This is a genomic window from Pseudomonas sp. MBLB4123, from assembly GCF_051904775.1.
Taxonomy (GTDB): domain Bacteria; phylum Pseudomonadota; class Gammaproteobacteria; order Pseudomonadales; family Pseudomonadaceae; genus Aquipseudomonas; species Aquipseudomonas benzenivorans_B.
The window spans coordinates 2440914-2462112 of the sequence record NZ_CP196711.1 but is presented as its reverse complement, the minus strand read 5'-3'; the positions used below and the strand labels follow the sequence as shown (position 1 = coordinate 2462112).

21 protein-coding genes are annotated in these 21199 nt (G+C 67.0%); 7 read left to right on the top strand and 14 right to left on the bottom strand.

What is annotated here, in order from left to right:
* On the top strand, window positions 1-801 hold the full coding sequence (locus ACSX1C_RS11360) for an SDR family NAD(P)-dependent oxidoreductase (RefSeq protein WP_439886228.1): 801 nt from the start codon (window positions 1-3) through the stop codon (window positions 799-801).
* A gap of 339 nt (window positions 802-1140) precedes the next feature.
* Here ACSX1C_RS11360 and ACSX1C_RS11355 read toward each other — a convergent pair whose 3' ends face one another.
* Window positions 1141-1959 carry an alpha/beta fold hydrolase gene (locus tag ACSX1C_RS11355; RefSeq protein WP_439886227.1) on the bottom strand — a complete coding sequence of 273 codons (819 nt, stop codon included), beginning with the start codon at window positions 1957-1959 and terminating at the stop codon, window positions 1141-1143.
* Between the two features lie 71 nt (window positions 1960-2030).
* Window positions 2031-2870, bottom strand: a complete 840-nt coding sequence (locus ACSX1C_RS11350; RefSeq protein WP_439886226.1) for a LysR family transcriptional regulator — start codon at window positions 2868-2870, stop codon at window positions 2031-2033.
* A 97-nt stretch (window positions 2871-2967) separates the two neighbouring features.
* On the opposite strand from ACSX1C_RS11350, the gene ACSX1C_RS11345 reads away from it, so the two are divergent.
* The 3 genes from ACSX1C_RS11345 to ACSX1C_RS11335 are packed head-to-tail and all read left to right on the top strand — an operon-like array spanning window position 2968 to window position 6163.
* On the top strand, window positions 2968-4161 hold the full coding sequence (locus ACSX1C_RS11345; RefSeq protein WP_439886225.1) for a M24 family metallopeptidase: 1194 nt from the start codon (window positions 2968-2970) through the stop codon (window positions 4159-4161).
* Complete coding sequence (locus ACSX1C_RS11340) at window positions 4158-5801, top strand: choline dehydrogenase (protein WP_439886224.1); 1644 nt, start codon at window positions 4158-4160, stop codon at window positions 5799-5801. The genes ACSX1C_RS11345 and ACSX1C_RS11340 overlap by 4 nt, the downstream gene beginning before the upstream one ends.
* Window positions 5802-5812: 11 nt before the next feature.
* Complete coding sequence (locus ACSX1C_RS11335; RefSeq protein WP_439886223.1) at window positions 5813-6163, top strand: cupin domain-containing protein; 351 nt, start codon at window positions 5813-5815, stop codon at window positions 6161-6163.
* 248 nt (window positions 6164-6411) lie between these two features.
* Here the strand turns inward: ACSX1C_RS11335 and ACSX1C_RS11330 are convergent, their stop codons facing one another.
* The 5 genes from ACSX1C_RS11330 to ACSX1C_RS11310 form a co-directional block, all read right to left on the bottom strand.
* Entirely contained in the window at window positions 6412-6810 is a 399-nt protein-coding gene (locus ACSX1C_RS11330) for a diacylglycerol kinase (protein ID WP_439886222.1), read from the bottom strand.
* A complete protein-coding gene (locus ACSX1C_RS11325; RefSeq protein WP_439886221.1) occupies window positions 6807-7532 on the bottom strand; it encodes a lipopolysaccharide kinase InaA family protein in 726 nt (241 codons plus the stop codon). The genes ACSX1C_RS11330 and ACSX1C_RS11325 overlap by 4 nt, the downstream gene beginning before the upstream one ends.
* A gap of 3 nt (window positions 7533-7535) precedes the next feature.
* Window positions 7536-8228 (bottom strand): class I SAM-dependent methyltransferase, encoded by a 693-nt coding sequence (locus ACSX1C_RS11320; protein ID WP_439886220.1) that lies wholly within the window; start codon window positions 8226-8228, stop codon window positions 7536-7538.
* 82 nt (window positions 8229-8310) lie between these two features.
* Window positions 8311-9582, bottom strand: a complete 1272-nt coding sequence (locus ACSX1C_RS11315) for a sensor histidine kinase (protein WP_439886219.1) — start codon at window positions 9580-9582, stop codon at window positions 8311-8313.
* A complete protein-coding gene (locus ACSX1C_RS11310; protein ID WP_439886218.1) occupies window positions 9572-10255 on the bottom strand; it encodes a response regulator transcription factor in 684 nt (227 codons plus the stop codon). Before ACSX1C_RS11310 ends, ACSX1C_RS11315 begins: the two co-directional genes overlap by 11 nt.
* Window positions 10256-10362: 107 nt before the next feature.
* On the opposite strand from ACSX1C_RS11310, the gene ACSX1C_RS11305 reads away from it, so the two are divergent.
* Window positions 10363-12321 carry an LTA synthase family protein gene (locus tag ACSX1C_RS11305; RefSeq protein WP_439886217.1) on the top strand — a complete coding sequence of 653 codons (1959 nt, stop codon included), beginning with the start codon at window positions 10363-10365 and terminating at the stop codon, window positions 12319-12321.
* Between the two features lie 54 nt (window positions 12322-12375).
* Window positions 12376-13095: a phosphatase PAP2 family protein gene (locus ACSX1C_RS11300; protein WP_439886216.1), complete on the top strand. Its 720-nt coding sequence runs from the start codon at window positions 12376-12378 to the stop codon at window positions 13093-13095.
* Between the two features lie 79 nt (window positions 13096-13174).
* Here ACSX1C_RS11300 and ACSX1C_RS11295 read toward each other — a convergent pair whose 3' ends face one another.
* Window positions 13175-13849, bottom strand: coding sequence for a GntR family transcriptional regulator (locus ACSX1C_RS11295; RefSeq protein WP_404824381.1), 675 nt, complete (start codon window positions 13847-13849; stop codon window positions 13175-13177).
* A 140-nt stretch (window positions 13850-13989) separates the two neighbouring features.
* Here ACSX1C_RS11295 and ACSX1C_RS11290 point away from each other — a divergent pair, with 140 nt between their 5' ends.
* Complete coding sequence (locus tag ACSX1C_RS11290) at window positions 13990-14277, top strand: PA4642 family protein (RefSeq protein WP_439886215.1); 288 nt, start codon at window positions 13990-13992, stop codon at window positions 14275-14277.
* Between the two features lie 52 nt (window positions 14278-14329).
* Here the strand turns inward: ACSX1C_RS11290 and ACSX1C_RS11285 are convergent, their stop codons facing one another.
* From ACSX1C_RS11285 to ACSX1C_RS11260, 6 genes are read right to left on the bottom strand one after another with little or no spacing between them, the layout of a single operon-like run.
* On the bottom strand, window positions 14330-15661 hold the full coding sequence (locus ACSX1C_RS11285; RefSeq protein ID WP_439886214.1) for a DUF58 domain-containing protein: 1332 nt from the start codon (window positions 15659-15661) through the stop codon (window positions 14330-14332).
* A 22-nt stretch (window positions 15662-15683) separates the two neighbouring features.
* Window positions 15684-16739 carry an AAA family ATPase gene (locus ACSX1C_RS11280; protein ID WP_439886213.1) on the bottom strand — a complete coding sequence of 352 codons (1056 nt, stop codon included), beginning with the start codon at window positions 16737-16739 and terminating at the stop codon, window positions 15684-15686.
* The gene (locus tag ACSX1C_RS11275) at window positions 16736-17932 is read right to left on the bottom strand and encodes a DUF4350 domain-containing protein (RefSeq protein WP_439886212.1); all 1197 of its coding nucleotides are present in this window, start codon (window positions 17930-17932) and stop codon (window positions 16736-16738) included. The genes ACSX1C_RS11280 and ACSX1C_RS11275 overlap by 4 nt, the downstream gene beginning before the upstream one ends.
* The gene (locus tag ACSX1C_RS11270) at window positions 17929-19497 is read right to left on the bottom strand and encodes a DUF4129 domain-containing protein (protein WP_439886211.1); all 1569 of its coding nucleotides are present in this window, start codon (window positions 19495-19497) and stop codon (window positions 17929-17931) included. The genes ACSX1C_RS11275 and ACSX1C_RS11270 overlap by 4 nt, the downstream gene beginning before the upstream one ends.
* Window positions 19484-20464 carry a stage II sporulation protein M gene (locus tag ACSX1C_RS11265; RefSeq protein WP_439886210.1) on the bottom strand — a complete coding sequence of 327 codons (981 nt, stop codon included), beginning with the start codon at window positions 20462-20464 and terminating at the stop codon, window positions 19484-19486. Before ACSX1C_RS11265 ends, ACSX1C_RS11270 begins: the two co-directional genes overlap by 14 nt.
* Complete coding sequence (locus tag ACSX1C_RS11260) at window positions 20461-21192, bottom strand: RDD family protein (protein WP_439886209.1); 732 nt, start codon at window positions 21190-21192, stop codon at window positions 20461-20463. The genes ACSX1C_RS11265 and ACSX1C_RS11260 overlap by 4 nt, the downstream gene beginning before the upstream one ends.
* Between the last annotated feature and the right edge of the window lie 7 nt (window positions 21193-21199).

Sequence of the window (21199 nt, the reverse complement as noted above, 5' to 3'; positions counted from 1 at the left end):
ATGGCAAAGACCATTCTGATTACCGGCGCCACCGATGGCATCGGCCTGGAAACGGCCAAGCTCCTGTGTGCCCAGGGGCACCGGGTGCTGCTGCATGGGCGCAATCCGGCAAAGCTGGAGACGGCCCGGCAGGCGCTGTCGGGCGGCGGCCACGCGGAGACATACCTGGCCGACCTGTCCGACCCGTGCCAAGTCGTGGCGCTCGCCCAGGCCATCACCGAGCAGCACGACAGGCTCGACGTGCTGATCAACAACGCGGGCATCTTCCGCTCCGAGCAAAGCCGCACAGCCGAGGGTTTCGATGTGCGCTTCGCGGTCAACACCCTCGCCCCCTACCTGTTGACCCAGCGACTGCTGCCCGTGCTGGGGCCGGACGCCCGGGTGGTCAACCTGTCGTCTGCCGCGCAGGCGCCCGTTGACCTGGATGCGCTGGCTGGGCGAACGCCGATTGCCGACCCGTTCGAAAGCTATGCCCAGAGCAAGCTGGCCCTGACCATGTGGACCCATGGCCTGGCGCATGCGCTCAAGGGCAGGGGGCCGTTGCTGGTGGCGGTGAATCCCGGCTCCCTGCTGGCCACCAAGATGGTCAAGGAAGGCTTCGGCATGGCCGGCAAGAACCTGCGCACAGGCGCGGACATACTGGTCCGGGCGGCACTCTCGGATGAGTTCGCGGCAGCCTCTGGCCGTTACTTCGACAATGACGCCGGGTGCTTCGCCGCGCCGCACCCTGATGCACTGGATCTGCAGAAGTGCCAAGAGGTCGTTCAGCTGATCGAGTCGACGTTGGCGAAATACAGCTAGCGTCGCCCCTGGCTGCACCTGACCTGCAGTTGCCGCCAAGGCATCGAACCTGGCGCTCAGCGTTGCACGTCGCCACAACCCGCCCTCGAGCCTTGCGGCGAACAGGGGTAATCCGCCTACGTGTCGATACCCGCGGGTCCAGCGTGTCGTTTGGAGTCGAATGCACTCGTCCCCGCAGAAACTCGACGTGTGGAAGCGCCTCATGCCAAGCCACCAACTGAGCTCCAGCTACCAACAATTGCGATGTTGGTAGCTAAGAGCCGATAGCGGCATTGTCAGCTTCTGGGCGCTTTTCGCCGGCTGCGGAAAGCTGCATTCAGCCAAGAGCGGAGCTCCGCTTCAGCCCGCGCGGATCTGTTTGAGTACCGCTGCTACGATCGCCTCCGGGCGATCCTCCTGCATGAGGTGCCCGGAGTTTTCAACCAGGGCACACGGCTGATCGGAGATCGACTCGGCGAGCGCTTTGCCCTTCTCGGCCGGGATCCAGGCATCCTCCTGCCCCCACAGGACGCTGACAGGACAATCCATGGCGCCATAGAGGCCCTGAACCTCATCGGTAAACCTTTCATCCATCTGCGCAATCTGTCGATAGAAGGCCGCCTGGCCGACTGCTCCCACCCATGGATTGCTGTACAGCTGCATCGCCTCTTCGGAAAGTGGATTACACGCGGCGGTTTGCAGATACGCCCTCAGCAAAGCCTGGTGCATGTAGTCCGGCATGCCGGCAAATGCGGCCTCATGCTGGCGAACATGTTGGACGAATGGCGAGCCCCATGGGGCTAAGGCCACGGCGTCGAAGATCGTGAGAGAGGAATAGCGAAGTCCGTTCAGGTAGTAGCCACGCAGGGCCGTGGCTCCGCCAAAATCGTGGGCCAGAACGTCAGGCCGGCTGATGCCCCACTCCTCGAAGAGGGCGGCGAGCACCTTGTTCTGGACTGCCAGGGAAACATCCTGGCCCGCCCGCATTTCGGACTGCCCGTACCCCACCAGATCGAAGTAATAAACCGTCCTCCGATCGGCCAGATGGGGAATGATTCTGCGCCAGACTTGGGATGAGAACGGTGTGCCATGGATAGCGACCAAGGGGGCACCATTGCCACGGCGTCCCCATCTGACTGCATTCCCTTCAATCACCGACGTATATGGCAAATCCAACATAGCCTTGTCTCACAGGGTCATTTAGCTGAAAGACCAGTGTAGTGGTCTGCTGATCCAGGCGAACTCTGGGACTAACCCAGGAGCGCGCGCCTGAACTTGGACGCGACACTCCGAGTCTTGCTGTCGTCGGCACCGACGCCGGCAATCAGGACGAAATTCAGCATCAGCGAATGGGACGGTCTGATCTCCTTGGAGCGCGCGAGTCTGCCGGCCATGGATACCGGCAAAAAGGCCTGGCAAAACCCTTCTTCGACGCCATCTCGCAGGGAGGCGACTGTCGCGGCCTCGAGCACCAGCTTGTGGTCACGGGGCACTGTCTTCAGGTCTTCGAGCGCGCGATCACGCAAGGTGCAGTTGGTCGTCAGCACCCCCACCTTGGCTTTGCCGTCCTGGGTTCTTGCGCGACCAAACCAGGCGATTTCTTCCGACCAAAGATGAGCCCCCTCATCGGTTCCGGGCTCTTGCGCCACGATGGCCATATCCAGTGCCCCGGACTGGATGCGTGCCCGCAGCGAGCGACTGGGCTCGAGAATGATGGTGGGGGTGACCTTGGGGAACTCACGGCTGAAGATGGGCAGCAGTTTCTGCAGCAGAGTCGGTGCATAGTCGGTGGGGGTGCCGAAACTCAATTTGCCGAACAACTCGCCCTGGCGCAGATCGCTGAGCAGTTCGTAGTTCAGGCTCAGCAGCTTTTCGCCCTTTTCCTTAAGGATGTCCCCGGCGGCGGTCAGGGCAATCCCCTGATTGCTGCGTTCCAGAAGCCGCTGGCCCAGCAACTCTTCGAGCCGCTTGATCTGCATGCTGACAGCGGCGGGGGTCTTATTGAGTCTTTCGGCCGCGGGTTTGAAGCCACCTTCCTGCAGAACGGTCTGGAACGTCCGAATGAGTTCGAGGTCTAGCGCCGGCAACATGATTAAATTTCCATTACCTACAAGGTAAATTTATTTAGTTTTTATTAACCATAGCAGCCTTCCATACTCGCCCAACAGCCTTCCTTCGGAGTGAGTCATGCTGGATCTGCCCGCCACCCTCGACCAGAAACGCGTGCGTGCCTATCGGCTCGAGCGCACGCGCGAACTGTTGGCCCACTTCAAGATGGACGCGGCGGTGCTCTTCGATCCGCTGAACCTGCGTTACGCGACCGGTTGTCGCAACATGCAGGTCTGGACCTCGCACCACCTGGCGCGCTACGTCTTCGTCCCGGCGGCAGGTCCCGTGGTGCTGTTCGACTACGGCGGCGCACTGCACCTGTCCGATGACCTGGAAACCATCGACGAGGCCCGTCCGGCGAAGTCCTGGGACTACTTCGGTTCCGGCAACCGCGCCGAAGAGCACGCCGGCAAGTGGGCCGAAGAGATCATCGACCTGCTGCACACCACCTGCGGGCGCGGTGCCACCCTGGGCATCGACCGGGCCGATCTGCTGCCGCTGCTGGCCCTGCAGAAGCAGGGTATCCGGATGATGGACGCCAAGGCGCCAATGGAGATCGCCCGTTCGATCAAGTCGGCCGATGAGGTGGCGATCATCAGGAACTCGATGCAGGTCTGCACCGATGCCATCGCCTTCATGCGTCAGCACGCCGTGCCCGGGGTGACCGAGAACTACCTGATGTCGCTGATGAACCAGTACAACCTGGAGCATGGCGGCGAAGCGCAGGAGACGCGCTTGCTGAGCTCGGGGCATCACACCAACCCCTGGTTCACCGAGACCTCGAGCAAGGTGATCGAGGCGGGCGAGATGCTGGTCTTCGACAGCGACCTGATCGGCCCGGACGGCGTCTTCGTCGACCAGACCCGCGCCTTCGTGATCGGCGACAAGCGGCCCACGGCGGAGCAGCGGCGCCTGTATGCCCACGCCCATGAGCAGTTGCAGCACAACATGGCGCTGCTGCGCCCGGGCATGAGCTTCGCTGAATTCGCCGAACTGTCCTGGAAGATGCCCGACATCTATGTGCCCAACCGCTATGCCGAGATGGTCCACGGCATCGGCTTCGGCGTGGAGTTCCCGGTGATCTACTACCCCGAGGACCACGAGACCTGGCAGTACGCCGGCACCTTTCAGGAGGGCATGTGCGTGTGCGTCGAGAGCTACATCGGCGCGGTCGGTGGCGATGAAGGGGTGAAGCTCGAACAGCCCGTGCTGATCACCAAGGATGGTCCCGTGCCGCTGAGCGACTGCCCGTTCGAGGAGGACTATCTGTGAACAGCCGTTACGACTACATCATCGTTGGCGCCGGCACCGCCGGCTGCGTGCTGGCCCATCGGCTGAGCGAAAGCGGCCAGTATTCGGTGCTGCTGCTGGAGCATGGCGGCGATGACCGCAGTTGGATCATCCAGATGCCGGCCGGCTTGCGTTCGGCATTCAAGCCGACGAGCAAGTACAACTATTGGTTCAAGACCACGCCGCAGCGCCAGCTGAACAATCGTGCGATCGACCAGCCACGCGGCAAGGTGCTGGGCGGATCGTCCTCGATCAACGGCATGACCTTCTTGCGCGGCAATCCGCGCGACTATGACGACTGGGCCGAGATCGAAGGCTGCAGCGGTTGGTCCTTTGCCGATTGCCTGCCGTATTTCAAGAAGCTCGAGCGACGCGACGGTCCGGCGGACGACTACCGCAGCCATTCGGGCCCGGTGGGGGTGAAGACCCAGCGGGACCTCAACCCGTTGAACGCCGCCTTTCTCGAGGCGGGCCAGCAGGCCGGCCATGCCCTGACTGAGGATGTGAATGGCTACGCCCAGGAAGGCGTCAGCCGCTTCGAGATGTCGGTGGAAAAAGGCGTGCGCAGCAGCTCCGCGCGTTCCTACCTGCATGCCCAGGCCAAGCGCGCCAATCTGCATGTGGTCACCGGCGTCAAGGTCTTGCGGGTCATCGTCCAGAACGGCCGCGCAACGGGCGTGGAACTGGCCAAGGGCCGGCGCATCCACAGGGTGCAAGCCGCGCGCGAGGTGGTGATGGCGGCCGGGGTGTTCGGCACGCCGCAGATTCTGATGCTCTCGGGGATCGGCCCCGAAAGGCATCTGCGCGAGCACGGCATCGAGGTCGTGCACAATGTGCCCATGCTGGGCGAGAACCTGCAGGATCACCTGGAGGCGCATATCCAGGTGGAGACGGACCAACCGGTGTCCCTGAATCGATACCTCAAGCCCCATCTGATGCTCTGGGCCGGGCTGCAGTGGTTCGGCTGGAAGGGCGGCGTGGCCTCGATCAACCAATGCAATGTCGGGGCGTTCCTGCGCACCGATGCGGATGTCACGCACCCGAATATCCAGTTCCACTTCTTCCCGGTGTTCTTCGGCGAAAACTGGATTCCGAACCCGTCGAAAAACGGCTACCGCCTGGGGGCAGGCCCGATGCGTCCGGAAAGCCGAGGCAGGGTTTGTCTGGCCTCAAGCAATCCGCTGGATGCGCCGCTGATCGACCCCAACTACCTCGCCACCGAGCGGGATTGGTACGAGATGCGCCAGGGCCTGAAGATGGGCCGCGAACTGCTGTCGCAGCCTGCCTTCAAGGACTTCCACCGACGGGAGGATCTGCCCGGCGTGAATGTGCGAACGGATGCGGAGCTGGATGCGTTCATCCGCAAGGATGCCTCCTCGGCCTACCACCCCTGCGGCACGGCACGCATGGGGGCGAGCGGCGATGATCGCGCCGTGGTCGACCTGAACCTGAAGCTGCGCGGCATCGAAGGGTTGCGCATCGTCGATGCCTCGGTGATCCCCGCCGTGCCCAGCGCCAATATCAATGCCTGCGTGTACATGATCGCCGAGAAGGCCGCCGACCTGATCCTCGGCAGAACGCCTCTGACTCCAGAGTTCGTTGCGTATCACCGTGCCATTTGAAGGAGAGCGTTATGACCCGTTTGAACGAACGTATCGTCGATTCCCGGTTCTTCACGCGCCGCAAGGCCAGCGAAGACACCAAGCGCAAGATCGCCAACTGGGCTGTATGGGACTGTGCCGATCCCGAGTTCCAATACGCTTACGCGCGCAGGGTTTCGCTCTATGTGCATCAGGGAAGAGCCGAATTGACCTTCTCGGACGGCGAGGCGGTTGACCTGCAGCCAGGCGATTTCCTGACGATCGAGCAGGGCGCCAGCGCAACCTGGAAGATCAACGAGCCCCTCCGCAACAGCTACTGCTATCACGACACCTTTGAGTCTGCCGCCCGGCGTGCCAGTCAGGTGCATTGGCAGGACGAGTAGAGCGGCCGGCAATCCCCCCCGAAATCACTACTGCCCGGAAGTGGCGCTCAGCCGCGTGGGGCGAACTCCGTACTTTGGGGGGCTCCTCCCGGTGAGTCGCCCTTGGGGCTTGTGGGCGCGCCAGGACCGTTCTTGGCCGAATGTTAACGTTGGCCAGACACGACTGCCGACCCGCGAAGCGGGCATCTGACTTGGCCAGCGCCAGTTTGCAGACACCTTCGAGCCGTCTTCGAGCCACGCGGGCGCAGCTAGAGCAGAACGCTGACCCAGACTGCGGCGATGGCTAGCAGGGCCACCAACTGCGCGGCGCTGCCCATGTCCTTGGCCTGTTTGGACAGCGGGTGCAGCTCCAGGGAAATACGGTCTATCGCCGCCTCGATGGCCGAGTTGATCAGTTCGACGATCAACGCGAGCAGCAGCACCAGGATCAACAGCGCGCGCTCGCTGCCACTGACATCCAGGACCGAGGCCACGGGAATCAGCAGCGCGTTGAGCAACACCAGTTGCCGGAAGGCCGCCTCACCGCGCAAGGCCGCGCGCAAACCGGCCAGGGAATAGCCCAAGGCTCGCCCTATGCGCGTCAGCCCCTTCTGCCCTTTGAGTGCTTGAGCATCCTGGGGACATTCTGTCTGTCCGCTGACGCTCATGGCTGCAAGGCCCCCGACGGGGTGGCCAGGGCCCGAGCATAGACCTGCTGCAGATAGACCAGGTCGGCCTCGGGTATTTGGCCGCGATGGCGCCACAGCTGACGCCAGTCGTGGCGAGAGGCGTCCCGGTTGCGCCAGCGGCGGCGGCTCTTCTCCAGGTCGAGCATGGCCGTCTCGATCTGCGGCGCGCTGTCCGCCTGGGGCGTGACCTTGACGAACAGGTGCTTGGGGTAGCAGCAGCCGTGCTGCCATCCGGCCAGGTGCAGGCGCGCGAGCATGGCGGCCAGCTGTTCCAGCATCGCCGTGGTCGGCGGGTTGTCCTGGCCCCGGGCCGGCGCGGCGTACCACTGCTCCAGGCTGACGAAGCCCGGCAAGGCCTCGGTCACCAGCAGCGCCTGCCACCGCCCCTCATGCTGGCGGGCGGCGCCATACACCAGGCGCGGCACGCGCACGCCCAGGCGCGCAAACGCACGGTAGGCCCGCAGCTCGCGCAGCACGGTCGGCCGGCCGAGAGGGTGCAGCAGACTGCGATAGGTATGCCCGCTCTGTCGCTTGCAATAGAGCAATGGCCGTCCGGGGTCGCGGGGCTGCAACAGCTGCACGCCGCTTTCGCCGCCACGCCGCTGGTTCGCCGGTTCTACCCAGGCGCCCGAACTCCGCCACCAGCGCTCGAAGGTGGTACCGAGGGGCAGCGGCGCCGCAGGGCAGGTCGATACGCCCATGCCTCAGGCCTCCCGCTTGCGCAGCACATAGGTACGCCACATGGCGTAGCCCGGCAGGAAGTCTTGGTGACCGAGGATCTCGAACCCCACCTGCCTGAACTGGGCCTCGATCACCTCGCGTCGGACCACGAAGCGGTTCTGGTTCTGCCCGGCTTTACCCGCCGCAGCCCGACGCCGCTCGAGGCGGCGACGCTTCCAGGCCTTGTAGTTGCCATCCACCCACAGCGAAAGGATCACGCTGTCGCGGCTGACCCGATGGAATTCGCGCAGGATGGCCAGGCGATGCGCGGCGGACTCGATGTGATGGAGCAGGCGAATGCAGAAGATGCAGTCGACCGCGTTGGCCCCCAGGTCGATGGCGAAGGCCGAGGTCTGGAAGGTCTTGATCCGCGCGACCACCTCGGCGGGCTGTGCGGCGCGGGCCGTGGCCAGCATGTCGGCCGAGTTGTCGGCCGCCAGAATCACCCGATTCGGGTTCTGTGCCAGCAGCGGCCAGAAACGGCCTGCACCGCAGGGCAGGTCGAGCAGCAGATTGGGCTCGCCGGCGAGCTTCAGCGCCTGTCGGGCGACCTGCACATCGCGCCAATGGGACAGGCGACGGGCCAGGCCGTCCCGATGCTTGTGCAGATACTGGATGGAATGCTGGTGATCGTACTTGCGCGAGAATTCGAGCTCGACGGGACGGGGTTGGGACATGGCGTGGCATCCTCCTCGGGGAATGCTCGCCACACTAGAGACGAGGCCATGATGGCCCCGTCAAAAGAACGTGAAGAAAACGTCAAACGCCGCCGTGCAAGACCACCTTGAAGCAACTGCCGCTGGGCTCGAGGTCTTGAATGCTGATGCTCCAGCCTTGATCCGCACAGATCCGCTTGACCAGCGAAAGCCCCAGCCCCAGGCCCTCGCCGCGCGACTGCTCGCCGCGCACGAAGGGCTGGAAGATCTGTTCGTGCTGCTCCCGGGGAATGCCCGAGCCACTGTCCTCCACCCGGAAACCGCCGGCCTCGACCACCAGCCGCACCTGCCCGGAATCGGTGTAGTGCCAGGCGTTGCGCAGCAGGTTGGCCAGCACCGTGCGCAACAGGGTCGGGTTATACACACCCGAGTCCTGGCCGGCGTTCTCCAACTGGAAGGCCAGGCCCTTGTCGCGCATCTGCGGTCGCCAATGCTCGACCTGCTCATCGACCACCTGCTGCAGGCTGCAACTGGCGACGAAGGCCGTGGCGTTGCTCTTGCTCCTGGCCAGCTGCAGGAAGGTCTGCACCAGATCGCGCATGTCCTCGCTGGCCCGCCCGATGCGCGCCAGCTGCTCACGCTGGCGCGGCTCGAGCGGCGCCTGCTCGAGCAACTCGCAGGAGCTGGCGATCACCATCAGCGGGGTACGCAGCTCGTGACTGACATCGCTGGTGAACAGTCGCTCGCGCTCCAGGGAGTGACGCAGCTGACCCAGGGTGCTGTCGAAGGCCGCGGCCAGCTGACCGACTTCATCGTCGGCGTACTCGGGGGCCAGGGGCGGGGCCAGCGGATGCAGCTGGTCGCGATGACGCACCTGCTGGGCCAGCCGGCTGACCGGGGTCATGACCTTCCTGGCCATGAGCCAACCCAGCCCCCAGGCACTCACCACCGACAGCAGAAAGCCGGCCAGCACGACGCTGAACAGGGCCTTCTCGCGGGCCTCGAATTCGTGCTGTTCCTGCACCAGCAGGTAGCGCTCGCCATTGATCAGCTGGGTGTAGACATAGAAGGCCTGGTCGCCGTCGACGACCTCGGCGAAGCCCTCGGCCAACCCGGCGTACTCCTCGGGAATCGCATACGCGGCGCTGCTGGAGGCATAGAAGCGCGTGCTGGAATCCAGGCGCGGCGCCTGGTTGTTTCTCAGGTCTTCGCGCAGCACCTCCTGCAGCTCGCGGTGCATCTCCTCCGAGACCAGGTGCTCTTCGAGCAGGTGCACGATGGCCACGATGCTCAGGGCGAACAGACCGCTGACCAGGGTGGTCATCAGCACGAAGGCGACGACGATGCGGCGCATCAGGGGTTGCTTAGCGCGCATCGTCGTCCTCCGCGAGGCGGTAGCCCACGCCATGCTGGGTATGCAGCAGGGCGCGCGGGAATGGCTTGTCGAGTACCAGGCGCAACTGGTGGACATGGCTGCGCAGGCTGTCGCTGTCCGGACAGTCCTCGCCCCACAGGGCTTCCTCGAGCACCTCGCGGCGCACCACCGCCGGGCTTTTCTGCATCAGGATCGCCAGCAGCTTCATCCCCAGGGGGTTGAGCTTGAGCGGCCTGCCGGCCCGGCTGATGTGCAGGGTGTCGAGGTCATAGACCAGGTCGGCGACCTGCAGCAGGCGCCGGCGGTTGCCCTGGACCCGGCGCAGGATGGCCTCGATCCGGGCGACCAGCTCGGACAGGGCGAAGGGCTTGACCAGGTAGTCGTCGGCGCCGGAGCGCAGGCCCAGCAGGCGATCGTCCAGGGCGTCCCGGGCGGTCAGCATGAGAATCGGAATCTCGCTGCGCGCCTCTTCCCGCAGGCGGCGGCACAGCTGGTAGCCATCGATGCCGGGCAACATGATGTCCAGCACGATCAGATCGAAGTGCTGGCTGGTCGCCAGGTGCAGGCCGGTGAGGCCGTCCTGGGCGCAGTCCACACCGAAGCCCTTGAGCTGCAGGTAGTCCAGGACATTGGCCAGGATGTCGCGGTTGTCTTCGATGACCAGAATTCGCATCGGCTGTTTCTCTTCACTTGAATTGACGCTTTTTTCACATCCCGTTGACGAACGCCTCACGCAGGCGCCGACAGACTGCGGCCCGTTCATCCCGACAGGATCATACGATGCCACAGCTCCGCTACGCCCAACCGAGATTTCTGAGCCTGCTCCTGCTGAGTTGGCTGCTGCTGTTCTGCCTCACCCGCAGCGTCCTGCTGCTGAGCCATCTGGCCGATGCCGATGCCGGCCCGCTCGACCTGCTGCGCCTGTACGGCATCGGCCTGGTCTACGACCTCGGCTTCCTGCTGTACGCGGCGGTGCCGCTGGCCCTGTACCTGCTGCTGGTCCCGAAGCGCCTCTGGCGCAGCCGGGGCCACAGGTTGTTCCTCTATGGCCTGACCAGCGTCAGCCTGTTCGCCATGCTGTTCACCGCCGTGGCGGAGTGGCTGTTCTGGGACGAGTTCGGCGTGCGCTTCAACTTCATCGCCGTGGACTACCTGGTCTACTCGGAGGAGGTGATCAACAACATCCTCGAGTCCTACCCTATCTACCCGTTGCTGGCCTTGCTGGCGGTGCTGGCGATTGGCGCCACGGCGCTGCTGAGACGTCCGCTGGCCGCCGCCCTGGATGCGCCGTTGCTGCCCAAGTCCTCGGGTCTGCTGCTGCTCGCGGGGCTGGTACTGGTCGCCTGTGTCGACAGCAGCACCATCGGCCAGGATTTTCCGCTGGGCCTGGGCGGCAATGTCTATCAGCGCGAGCTGGCCAGCAACGGGCCGTTCCAGTTCTTCGCCGCCTTCCGCAATAACGAGCTGGACTACCGGCGCTTCTACGCGACCCTGCCGGACAGGCGCGCCGCCGAACTGCTGCGCGCCGAGCTGAGCGAGGCCAACGCCCGCTTCCTCGGCCAGGACCCGCTGGACATTCGCCGGGCCATCGACAATCCCGGGCAGGAACTGCGGCGCAACCTGGTACTGGTCACCATCGAGAGCCTCAGCGCCAAGTATCTGGGCAGCTTCGGCGATCCGCGCGACCTCACCCCCAACCTGGACGAACTGCGCCGCACCAGTCTGTTCTTCAACAACTTCTATGCCACCGGCACGCGCACCGACCGCGGCCTGGAGGCCATCACCCTGTCGATTCCGCCGACCCCGGGACGCTCCATCGTCAAGCGCATCGGCCGCGAAACCGGCTATGCGAGCCTGGGCCAGCAATTCAAGGCCAAGGGCTACGACAGCGTCTTCCTCTACGGCGGGCGTGGCTACTTCGACAACATGAATGCCTTCTTCGGCGGCAACGGCTACCGCATCGTCGACCAGAGCAGCGTGGCCGAGGAGGAGATGCAGTTCCAGAACGCCTGGGGCATGGCCGATGAAGACCTCTACGCCCAGGCGCTGAAGGTCGCCGATCAGGACCATGCGGCCGGCAAGCCGTTCTTCCTGCAGCTGATGACCACCTCCAACCACAGGCCCTACACCTATCCCGACGGCCGCATCGACATTCCCTCGGGCGAGGGCCGCGAGGGCGCGGTGAAGTACACCGACTACGCCATCGGCCAGTTCCTCGCCCAGGCGCGGAAAAAGCCCTGGTTCGACCAGACGCTGTTCGTCTTCGTGGCCGACCACACCGCCGGCAGCGCCGGCAAGGAAGACCTGCCGGTGGCCAACTACCACATCCCGCTGTTTATCCTGGCGCCGGGCCTGGTGACGCCGCGGGAGGTGTCGACCCTGAGCAGCCAGATCGACCTGGCGCCGACCCTGCTGGGGCTGCTCAACATGGACTACGTCTCGACCTTCTTCGGCCGCAACGTCCTGGCCGACGAGCACCGTCCGGGCCGCGCCCTGATCGGCAACTATCAGCATCTGGGCCTGTTCGACGGCCGCGACCTGGCCATCCTCAGCCCCCGCCAAGGCATGCGCCGCCACGACGACGCGCTGGGCCTAAGCCATGAAAGCCAGGCCGACAGCCAGGACCCCCTGCTGAGCCGCAACATCGCCTATTACCAGGGCGCCAGCCACGCGTTCGCCAAGCAGCTGATCGCCTGGCGGCCACAACCGGCCCGGCCAACCCGCATCGGCCAGCGTTAGCCCTTTCTAACCATCGCGGCGCTGTCGATCACAGCGCCGTCGCGGAGCCCACTCATGGATTCTCGACCGTTCAACTTCTCACTGGCCCTGGGCGTCCCCATTGCGTTCATGGCCCTTCTGCTGCTGATCGACCCGGCGCCAGTGGATTTCGCCCTGGCGCATCTGTTCTACGTGCCGGGTCAGGGCTTCATCGGCCAGCACAGCTTCTGGCTGGAGGACATCCTGCATGACCGCGCCAAGCAGGCGGTGATCCTGCTCGGCCTGCTGGCCATCCTGGGCTTCGTGCTCAGCCTCTTGCCCACGCCCTTGCGCGGCCGGCGGCGCCAGCTGGGCTACCTGGTGCTCGCCCTGGGGCTTTCCACCAGCATCGTCACGCCGCTCAAGACCCTGACCGGCGTGCACTGCCCCTGGAGCCTGAGCGAATTCGGCGGTCAGGAGCGCTTCACGCCGCTGCTCGGCGAACGCGCGCCCAGCGCCGAACCCGGCCGTTGCTGGCCGGGTGGGCATGCCTCGGCGGGCTTTTCCCTGCTGGCGTTCTTCTTCGCCCTGCGCGACAGAAACCCGCGTCTGGCCCGAGCGGCCCTGGTGCTGGCCATCGTCCTGGGCAGCACCTTCTCCATTGGGCGGATGCTGCAGGGGGCGCACTTCCTGTCCCACAACCTGTGGACCCTGCTGTTCGACTGGGTGATCTGCCTGCTGTGCTATCGCCTGGTGCTCTACCGGCGCCCGGAGCGGAGCATGGCCTGTCCCGGACTAAGAGCGGCGCCATACTGATGCCTGCTTTGCCGCTACGGGGCGCTGCCCCGAGTGATCCAGGCCAAGGCCCGCAAGGCGGGCATCAGGCCCTGTGCACTCAGCTCGGCGTCGGCCGGTTCGGCAGGTGCTCGTAGAGGGTGCGGCAGACGCCGATGATGTGCTGCTCGATCAGTTCGGCGGCCTTGTCGGCATCGCCGGCGCGGCAGGCGGCGAGGATCTCGCGGTGCTCGTGGTCGGCGCGGTCCTTGCCTGCGGACAGGCTCATCTGCATGCGCAGGTAGCGCTCGACCTTGTCGTGGATGGAACGGATCAGGTTGACCAGGAAGGGCCGCTGCGCCGGTTCGTACAGGCAGGCGTGCAGGGCCCAGTTGAGTTCGGCCCAGCGGCCGATGTCGGTCTCGCCGATGAACTCCTGGCAGATGCCTTCGGCGCGAGCGAAGGTCTCTTCGGTCATGTTCGGCACGGCCAGGCGGATCGCCTGCACCTCCAGCAGCACCCGCACCTCGAAGATCTGCGCCAGCTCCGGTTCGGAAATCTTGGTCACCACCGCGCCCTTGTTGCGCTGGAAGACCACCAGCCCTTCGGCCTCCAGGCGCTTGAGCGCCTCGCGCACGGGGATCTTGCTGACGTTGAACAGGCGGGCGACGTCGTCCTGGCGGATCGGCTCGTCCTCGGCGAAGTGGCCGCCGATGATCGCCTCGCGCAGGTGCTTGGTGATCACTTCCGAGGCGGTCGGGGTAACCCCGAGGTTGGGGGCGTTGAAGCTGGGCAGTGGCAAGGGTGGCCCCTCTGTCGGGCGAATGGTGAAGATATTGTATACGAGGCCTTGTCGGTTACGCGCCTGCGTTGAGCGCTGGGGCATGGCGGGGGTACACTGCCGGCCCCGTGTGGCCTGGTGAGCTGGAGTGTACGATGCGCAAAGACAAGAAGCAGGTGATTGGCGAAGAGATCGGCGACGAGTCGATCAAGTTGTTCCTCGAGGTGGAGCCGGCCGATGCCACGCCGCCGTCGCTGCACAAGCTGATCAAGGCCTATCGCGGCCTGCGCATCGACGACTTCGAACGCTTCCTCGGCTTCTTCGTCGAGGCCGGTTACGACCTCGACGCCAAGGACGCGCAGGGTAACGACTTCGTCGCCCTGATCCAGGACCAGCGCCAGGCCGAGCCCTATATCGCAGCGCTCAAGTCCGCCCGCCGCTGATCGCGCGATCGCCTGAAGAGCCCGCCTGGTCGCGGGCTTTTTTCTGCTCGCGCTACAGCGCCCCGGCTTTCTTCCAGGCCAGGTAGCGGCTGACCAGCTGCGGCCCCAACTCGCCGGGACGGGCGTCCAGCACCGGTACGTTGTGGGCGGCCAGGCGCTCGTGCAGGCCGGCGCGGGCGTTGAGGTAGTCCACCGTACCGCAGTAGGCCAGTGCCCCCTCGAAGTCCTGCACCGGCGCCTGGCGCAGGCTGTCGAGCACCTCCTCGCGCAGGCTGGCGACCAACACCCGGTGCTGGCGACTCAGGCGCCTGACCGCGGCGAGCAGCTCTTCGTCGTCCTCGTCGCGCAGGTTGCTCACCAGCACCACCAGGGCGCGGCGCCGCTGACGGCCGAGCAGGGTGTTGGCGGCTGCGGCGAAGTCGACCGGCTGGCCGGTGGTCTGCAGGTCGTACACGGCATTGAGCAGCACATTGAGCTGGGCGGCGCCCTTGACCGGGGCGAGGAAGCGCTCGTGCTCGCCGGCGAAGGTCGCCAGGCCCACCGCATCGCCCTGGCGCAGGGCCACGTAGCTGAGCAGCAGGCAGGCGTTGAGGGCGTGGTCGAAGTGCGCCAGCTCGCCATCCTGGCTGCGCATGCGCCGGCCGCAGTCGAGCAGGAAGACGATCTGCTGGTCGCGCTCGTCCTGGTATTCGCGGGCGATCGGCGCACCCTTGCGTGCGGTGGCCTTCCAGTCGATCTGGCGCAGGCTGTCGCCGTCGCGGAATTCGCGCAGCTGGTGGAACTCCAGGCCCAGGCCGCGGCGTGGGCGCTGGCGCACGCCGAGCTGGCTGAGCCAGTCGTCCACCGCCATCAGCTGGGCGCCGTAGAGGCGGGCGAAGTCCGGGTAGACCCGGGTTTCCCCGGGCAGCTCCAGGTAGCGTCGGGCCTGCCACAGCCCCAAGGGGCTGGGCAGGCCGATCTCGCAGCGCGGGAAGTGGAAGTGGCCACGTTGCAGCGGGCGCACCCGGTAGGCGCAGCGGGTCAGCTGGCCCGGGCGCAGCGCCACCGCCTGCGGCAGCTGCTCGCAGGCCATGCCGTCCGGCACATGGTCGAACAGCTGCAGCTGCAGCGGGCGGGGGTAGTCGTGGTGCAGGCACAGCTGCACCTCGTGCCAGCGCCCCAGCGGCAGGTTGCCGGGCAGTTGGCGCTCCAGCCGTGGCGAGGGCAGGCGGCGCAGGCTCAGGGCGTCGACCAGTGCCGCGCCGAGCAGGGCCAGCAGCAGGCCCCACCAGAGCGCGGACAGGCTAGACGGCAGCGCGATCGCCAGGGCGTGCAGGGTGCCGAGCAGCAGGGCCAGGCCGAGCAGCACGGCGATCGAGCCCAGCAGCAGGCGCGACGGCTTCATGGCTCACCCAGGGTCGAGTCGCTCATAGGCGCGGTGCCGCCACCTGGTCGAGCAGCTGGCGCAGCACCTGGTCCACCGACAGGCCTTCGATATCCAGTTCCGGCGCCAGGCGCACGCGATGGCGCAGCACCGCCAGGGCGCAGCCCTTGATGTCGTCGGGCAGGACGAAGTCGCCACCGCGCAGCAGGGCGCGGGCGCGACCGCCGCGCACCAAGGCGATCGAGGCCCGTGGCCCGGCGCCGATGGCCAGGCCGGGCCAGCTACGGGTGGCGCGCGCCAGGCGCACGGCGTAGTCGAGCACCTGGTCGTCGATCGGCAGGTCGCTGGCGATCTTCTGGATGGCCAGCACGTCCTTGGCCTGCAGCAGGGTGCGCAGCGCGGTGACCTCGAGCATGTCGGCCTTGGTCGAGCGGGCGACCTGGCGCACCATGCGCAGCTCCTCGTCCTGTTCCGGGTAGTCCATGCGCAGCTTGAGCATGAAGCGATCCAGCTCGGCCTCGGGCAGCGGGTAGGTGCCTTCCTGCTCGATGGGGTTCTGGGTGGCCAGCACCATGAACGGCAGCGGCACCGCCAGGGCGCGGCCCTCCAGGGTGACCTGGCGTTCCTGCATGACCTCCAGCAGCGCCGCCTGGGTCTTGGCCGGGGCGCGGTTGATCTCGTCGGCCAGCAGCAGGTGGGTGAACACCGGGCCCTTGCGCAGCTTGAACTGTTCGCTGGCCAGGTCGTACACGGCGTGGCCGGTGACGTCGCTGGGCATCAGGTCCGGGGTGAACTGGATGCGCGCGAACTCGCCGCCGAAGCAACGGGCCAGGGCGCGCACCAGCAGGGTCTTGCCCAGGCCCGGCACGCCCTCGACCAGTACGTGGCCGCCGGCGAACAGGGCGGTGAGCACGTCGTCGATCACCTCGGTCTGGCCGATCAGCGCCTTCTGCAGCTCCAGGCGCAGGGCCTGGGCCAGCTGGCTGGCGCGCTGGCGCTGCTGCGCCGGGTTGGCCGGCGCGGCAGAAGGGGCGGGCGCAGGAACCGGAGTGGCCGTGGCGACCGGGCTGCTCGGTTGTTCGGGGCTGTTTTCGCTCATAGGGCATTCCTGAGGGCTTGCAGGTGGGCGACCTGGCGGGTGAAGTCGGCGGCGGCCAGGCGCTGCTTGGGCAGCGGCCGCATGGCTTGGCTGATGGCCTTGGGCGGCTGGCGGGTCAGGCGGCTGAGCACCTGCCACTGTTCGGCCACGCCGAGGCGTTCGAATCCGGGGTGCCGCTGCCGTGCGCGGCGCTGGATGTCCTGCTGCAGGCCCTGCAGCAGGCTGTGCTGGCCGCTGCGCCGCAGGAGGAAGTCGGCGCAGCCGCGCAGGTGTTCGCGCAACTGCCGGCGGTTCGGGCTGGACGGCTGCTGCAGCGGGCCCTGGCGCAGGCCGACATGCCACAGGCCGAGGGCGAGCAGCAGGCCGAGGGCGACCAGGGCCTGGGGGAAGTGGCGCAGCAGCAGGGTCATCAGGCCGTCGCGGTCGGCGCGGTAGAGCAGGGTCACGGCGCTGTCCTGGGCCAGGTACCAGAGCAGCCAGGCGTTGTCGTAGTCGGCGATCCGGTCGTTGCGCCAGATCCAGGCGTCGCTCAGTACGGTGATCAGGCCGTCGCCGTGGTAGAGCTGCAGCATGTGGGTGGCCGCATCGCTGTTGGCCCAGGCATGGGCGCGGTTCTGCGCGTCGTACAGGTGGAAGTCGGTATCGAAGTCGATATAGGCCGGCGCCTCCTCGTTCTCCAGGTACAGCTGGGTCAGCTCCGGGTAGCGATTGGGCTCCTCCAGGCTCTCGAGCTGCGCATCCTCTGCCTCGGCTTCGCTGTCGGCGTCGTCGAGCTGGTCGCTCTGGTACTGCTGGATGCCCAGGCGGTCGAGCAACAGGTCGCCGCTGGCCTGCTCGTCCTCGTCCCACAGACGCTCGGCGACGAACAGCAGGTGCCCGCCCTGGGCGGCCCAGTCCAGCAGGCGTTCGGCCTGGGCCGGGCTCATGTGCTGGCGGTCGCCGAGCAGCAGCAGGGTCTGGCCGGCGCTGGGCAGTTCGGCCAGCGGCTGCAGGTCGTCGGCACGCTGCACCGGCAGGCCCCGGCGGCGCAGGAAGTGCTCGGCGGCCAGGTAGGGGTTGGCTCTGGCCTCGGGGGCCGGGCCGTGCTCAAGGGTCTCCTGATAGGGTTCCAGGCGCCCCAGCAGGTAAACGCCGAGCAGGCCGGCGGCCAGGGTCAGGGCCGCGCCGAGGAGGAACCGACGGCGCCGGCTCATGCCTGCCCCCCGCTGGCGAACAGGCCGCGCCAGCCGTCGCACAGCTCGGCCTTGAGGGGCTCGGGCGGCAGGCGGTGGCCGTAGGCGAGGTTCTGCCAGTGACGGGTCAAGGTCTGGCTGAAATCGTTCAGCTCGTCCCGTTGCAGGCCCTGGACCAGGCGCAGCACCTCGGTTTCGGTGTGAGCGCCTTTGAGCGGCAGTCGATAGTCATGCAACAGGTGGCTGAGCAGGCCGCGGTAGAGCAGACCGAGGGCCGCGCGGGGCTGCTGGGCCCAGAGTCGTTCGGCTTCGCCGGCGACGTCCGCCGGCAGGCTCTGTGGGGCGACTTCCAGGCCGAACAACTGCTGCGGTGGCGCCTGGACGGGACGGCGCTGGGGCAGGCCGCGACCGGCGAAGGCGGCGAGCCAGTCCCGGTAGCGCCAGAGCAGCACGGCCAGCAGCGCGGACAGACCGGCCCAGAGCAGCACCTCGAAGAACAGCGCGACAGTGTCGAGATGCTTCCAGAACTCCAGGAGCTTGAGGAACTTCTTCACCAGCGCCTCGACGTCCAGTTCGCTCGGCTGCTCGGCCGCGTCCGGGTCAGCGAAGCGCCAGCGGGTGACGGTTTCCCGGTGCTCGAAGGGCGGCGCGTCGAGGAGCTGGGCGATGCTCTGTTGCGCGGCCTGGCTGGTCAGGGGCTGCTTGAGCAGGCGCGGTGCCTCGGGGCCGTGGGGGTCTTCCTGGGGCAGCGGACAGCTGCTGTCGGCGGCCAGCGCCGGGCTCGGCGCCTGCAGTAGGGTCAGGCTCAGGCCCAGCAGCAGCGCGTAGGCCAGTTTGCCCAGGCGTTGGCGCAGCTGACGGAATACCAGTTCGATGTCCCAGGCCTCCAGGGCCGTGCGCCGGTTCAGGTAGAGGCTGAAGCCGCAGGCGACATAGACCGGCTCCCAGAGGATCAGCACCAGGGCGTAGAGCAGGTTGGACAGGTGCTCCAGCCACAGCCAGTCGCCGCTGCCGGCCTGGATCAGGCTCTGCCAGCTCCAGTCCAGCTCCAGCTGTTGCGGCAGCAGCAGATAGAACAGGCTGATCAGTCCCAGCCACAGGGCCAGTTCCAGGTGCACGCCGACCAGGGTCAGCCAGGTCGCCGTCGCCGTGTCGCGCTGGCCCAACACCACCAGGCGCTCGCTGCGCGCCTGGCCGGACAGGCCTTCGAGCTGCAGCACCGGCAGGTCGAAGCTGCGTGTGGGGCTCAGGCGGCGCCAGGTCAGGCTGGCCAGCAGCTGCGGCCCGAGCAGGCCGGGCAGGGCCCTGAGCGACTGGCCGAGGGTCGGCGTGTCGCCGAACAGGGCGCGGCCGAGGATATGCAGCGGCAGGCGCTCGAAGGCCGGCTTGAGCCACCAGAAGGCCAGGATCGCCCAGCCGGGATGGTCCCACAGCAGCAGGCAGAGCAGGGCGAACACCGGCAGGCTGACCAGCGCCCAGCTGGCCATCAACAGTCCGGCGTGCCGGCGCGCCAGCAGGGTGCCGAGGTCCAGCGCCTCCCAGGCGCTGCGCGGGCGGATCGCCACGCTGGCGTCAGTCAGGCGCATGCCGATCCCGTCCGGCCAGCGTCAGGTAGGCCAGCACCAGCAGCCAGAGCCCGGCGCCGACGCCGTACTTGACGTTGGCGCTGGCCAGGGTCATCGACGACCAGTAGGCCTCGACGAAGGCCGCCAGCAACAGCAGCAGGATCACCCCGCCGACCAGGCGCACGCTGCGGGCGGCGGCCAGGCGCAGGGCTTCGCCGCGCGGCAGGCGTCCCGGGGCCAGCAGCGCCCAGCCGAGCTTGAGGCCGGCGGCGCCGGCCAGGGCGATGGCGGTCAGTTCGAAGGCGCCGTGGCCGATGACGAAGGACCAGAAGGTCTGGCCGTAGCCGATCTGGGTCAGGTGGCCGGCCACCGCGCCGATCATCAGGCCGTTGAACAGCAGGAAGAACAGGCTGCCCAGGCCCAGCAGCAGGCCGCTGGCGAAGGTCTGAAAGGCGATCCCTATGTTGTTCATGATGTAGAAGCCGAACATCAGCCAGTCGTCGCCCGAGTCGCGCTCGCTGAAACGGCCGAGGCGGCGGGCGTCTGGGTCGTACATCTGCTCCATGCTGCTGACCTGCTCGGGGTCCATGAGGCTGTAGACCAGCTCGGGGAACAGGTAGACCAGCAGGCCCATGCCCAGCAGGCTGCCGAAGAACAGCAGGCTGGCGGCCAGCACGCAGCGCCATTCGGCCCGCACCAGGCGCGGGAAGCCGCCGAGGAGGAACCCGAGCAGCTGCGCGCCGAGCGGACTGCGGTGGCGATAGAACTGCTGATGGCCGCGTAGCGCCAGTTGCTGCAGCTGTTCGACCAGGTGGTTGCTGTAGCCCCGCGCCTGGGCCAGCGCCAGCTGCTGGCACAGGCGCCGGTAGGCGGCGGCGAAGCCCGTGCACTGGGCCGCGTCGGCCTTGCCGCGCTCGAGTGCCTCGAGCTGGGCGGCGAAGGCCTGCCAGTCGGCCTGATGACGGCTCTCGAACAGGCTCTGCTTCATGTCGGCCCCAGCAGGCCGCGGGCGATGCCGTGGAGCCGTTGTTCCGCCTGCTCCGCCTGCTCCGCCGGGACCTGCAGCGGCTCGGCGAGAATCGCCGCCAGCTCGCCGCGGCGGGCGCTGGACAGGTTCTGTGTGCGCTCGGCGAAGCCGAGCAAGGCGCGCTGCTCGCCCAGGCTGAGGGCGAAAGGCGACGGCACGGGGTCGGCCTCGGGCAAGCTGGGGGGCGTCGCCGGCGTGTCGCGGTAGACCACCAGGGTGCCGGCGGCGAGATCGCCGAGGCGCTTGAAGGCCGGGTGGTTGAGGCAGCTGAGGATGCCCAGGGTATAGGCGAACGGCAGGATATCGACGAAGCGCAGCAGGTTGCGGGTCAGCGAAGCGGCCCAGCCGACCGGCGTGCCGTCATCGTGGACCACGCGCAGGCCGAGCAGCTGCTTGCCCGGCGAGCGGCCCTGGTTGAGTACCTCGAACAGCACCATGTACCACCAGGTCACCAGGAACAGCGCGATGGTCGCCAGGCCCATGCCGAACTGGCCGAGCAGACCGAGGACGATAAACAGCGCGGCCAGCAGCAGGCCGCGGATCGCCAGGTCGATGGCGAAGGCCAGGGCCCGGGGCACCAGACCGGCGGGGCGCAGGATCAGATCGATGCCTTCCGGGGTTTCCACCCGATGGCGGGTATCCAGCGGTGGGCTGTGGGCGCAAGGCGGCGAGGTTGGAGAGGGCGACATCGGCAGA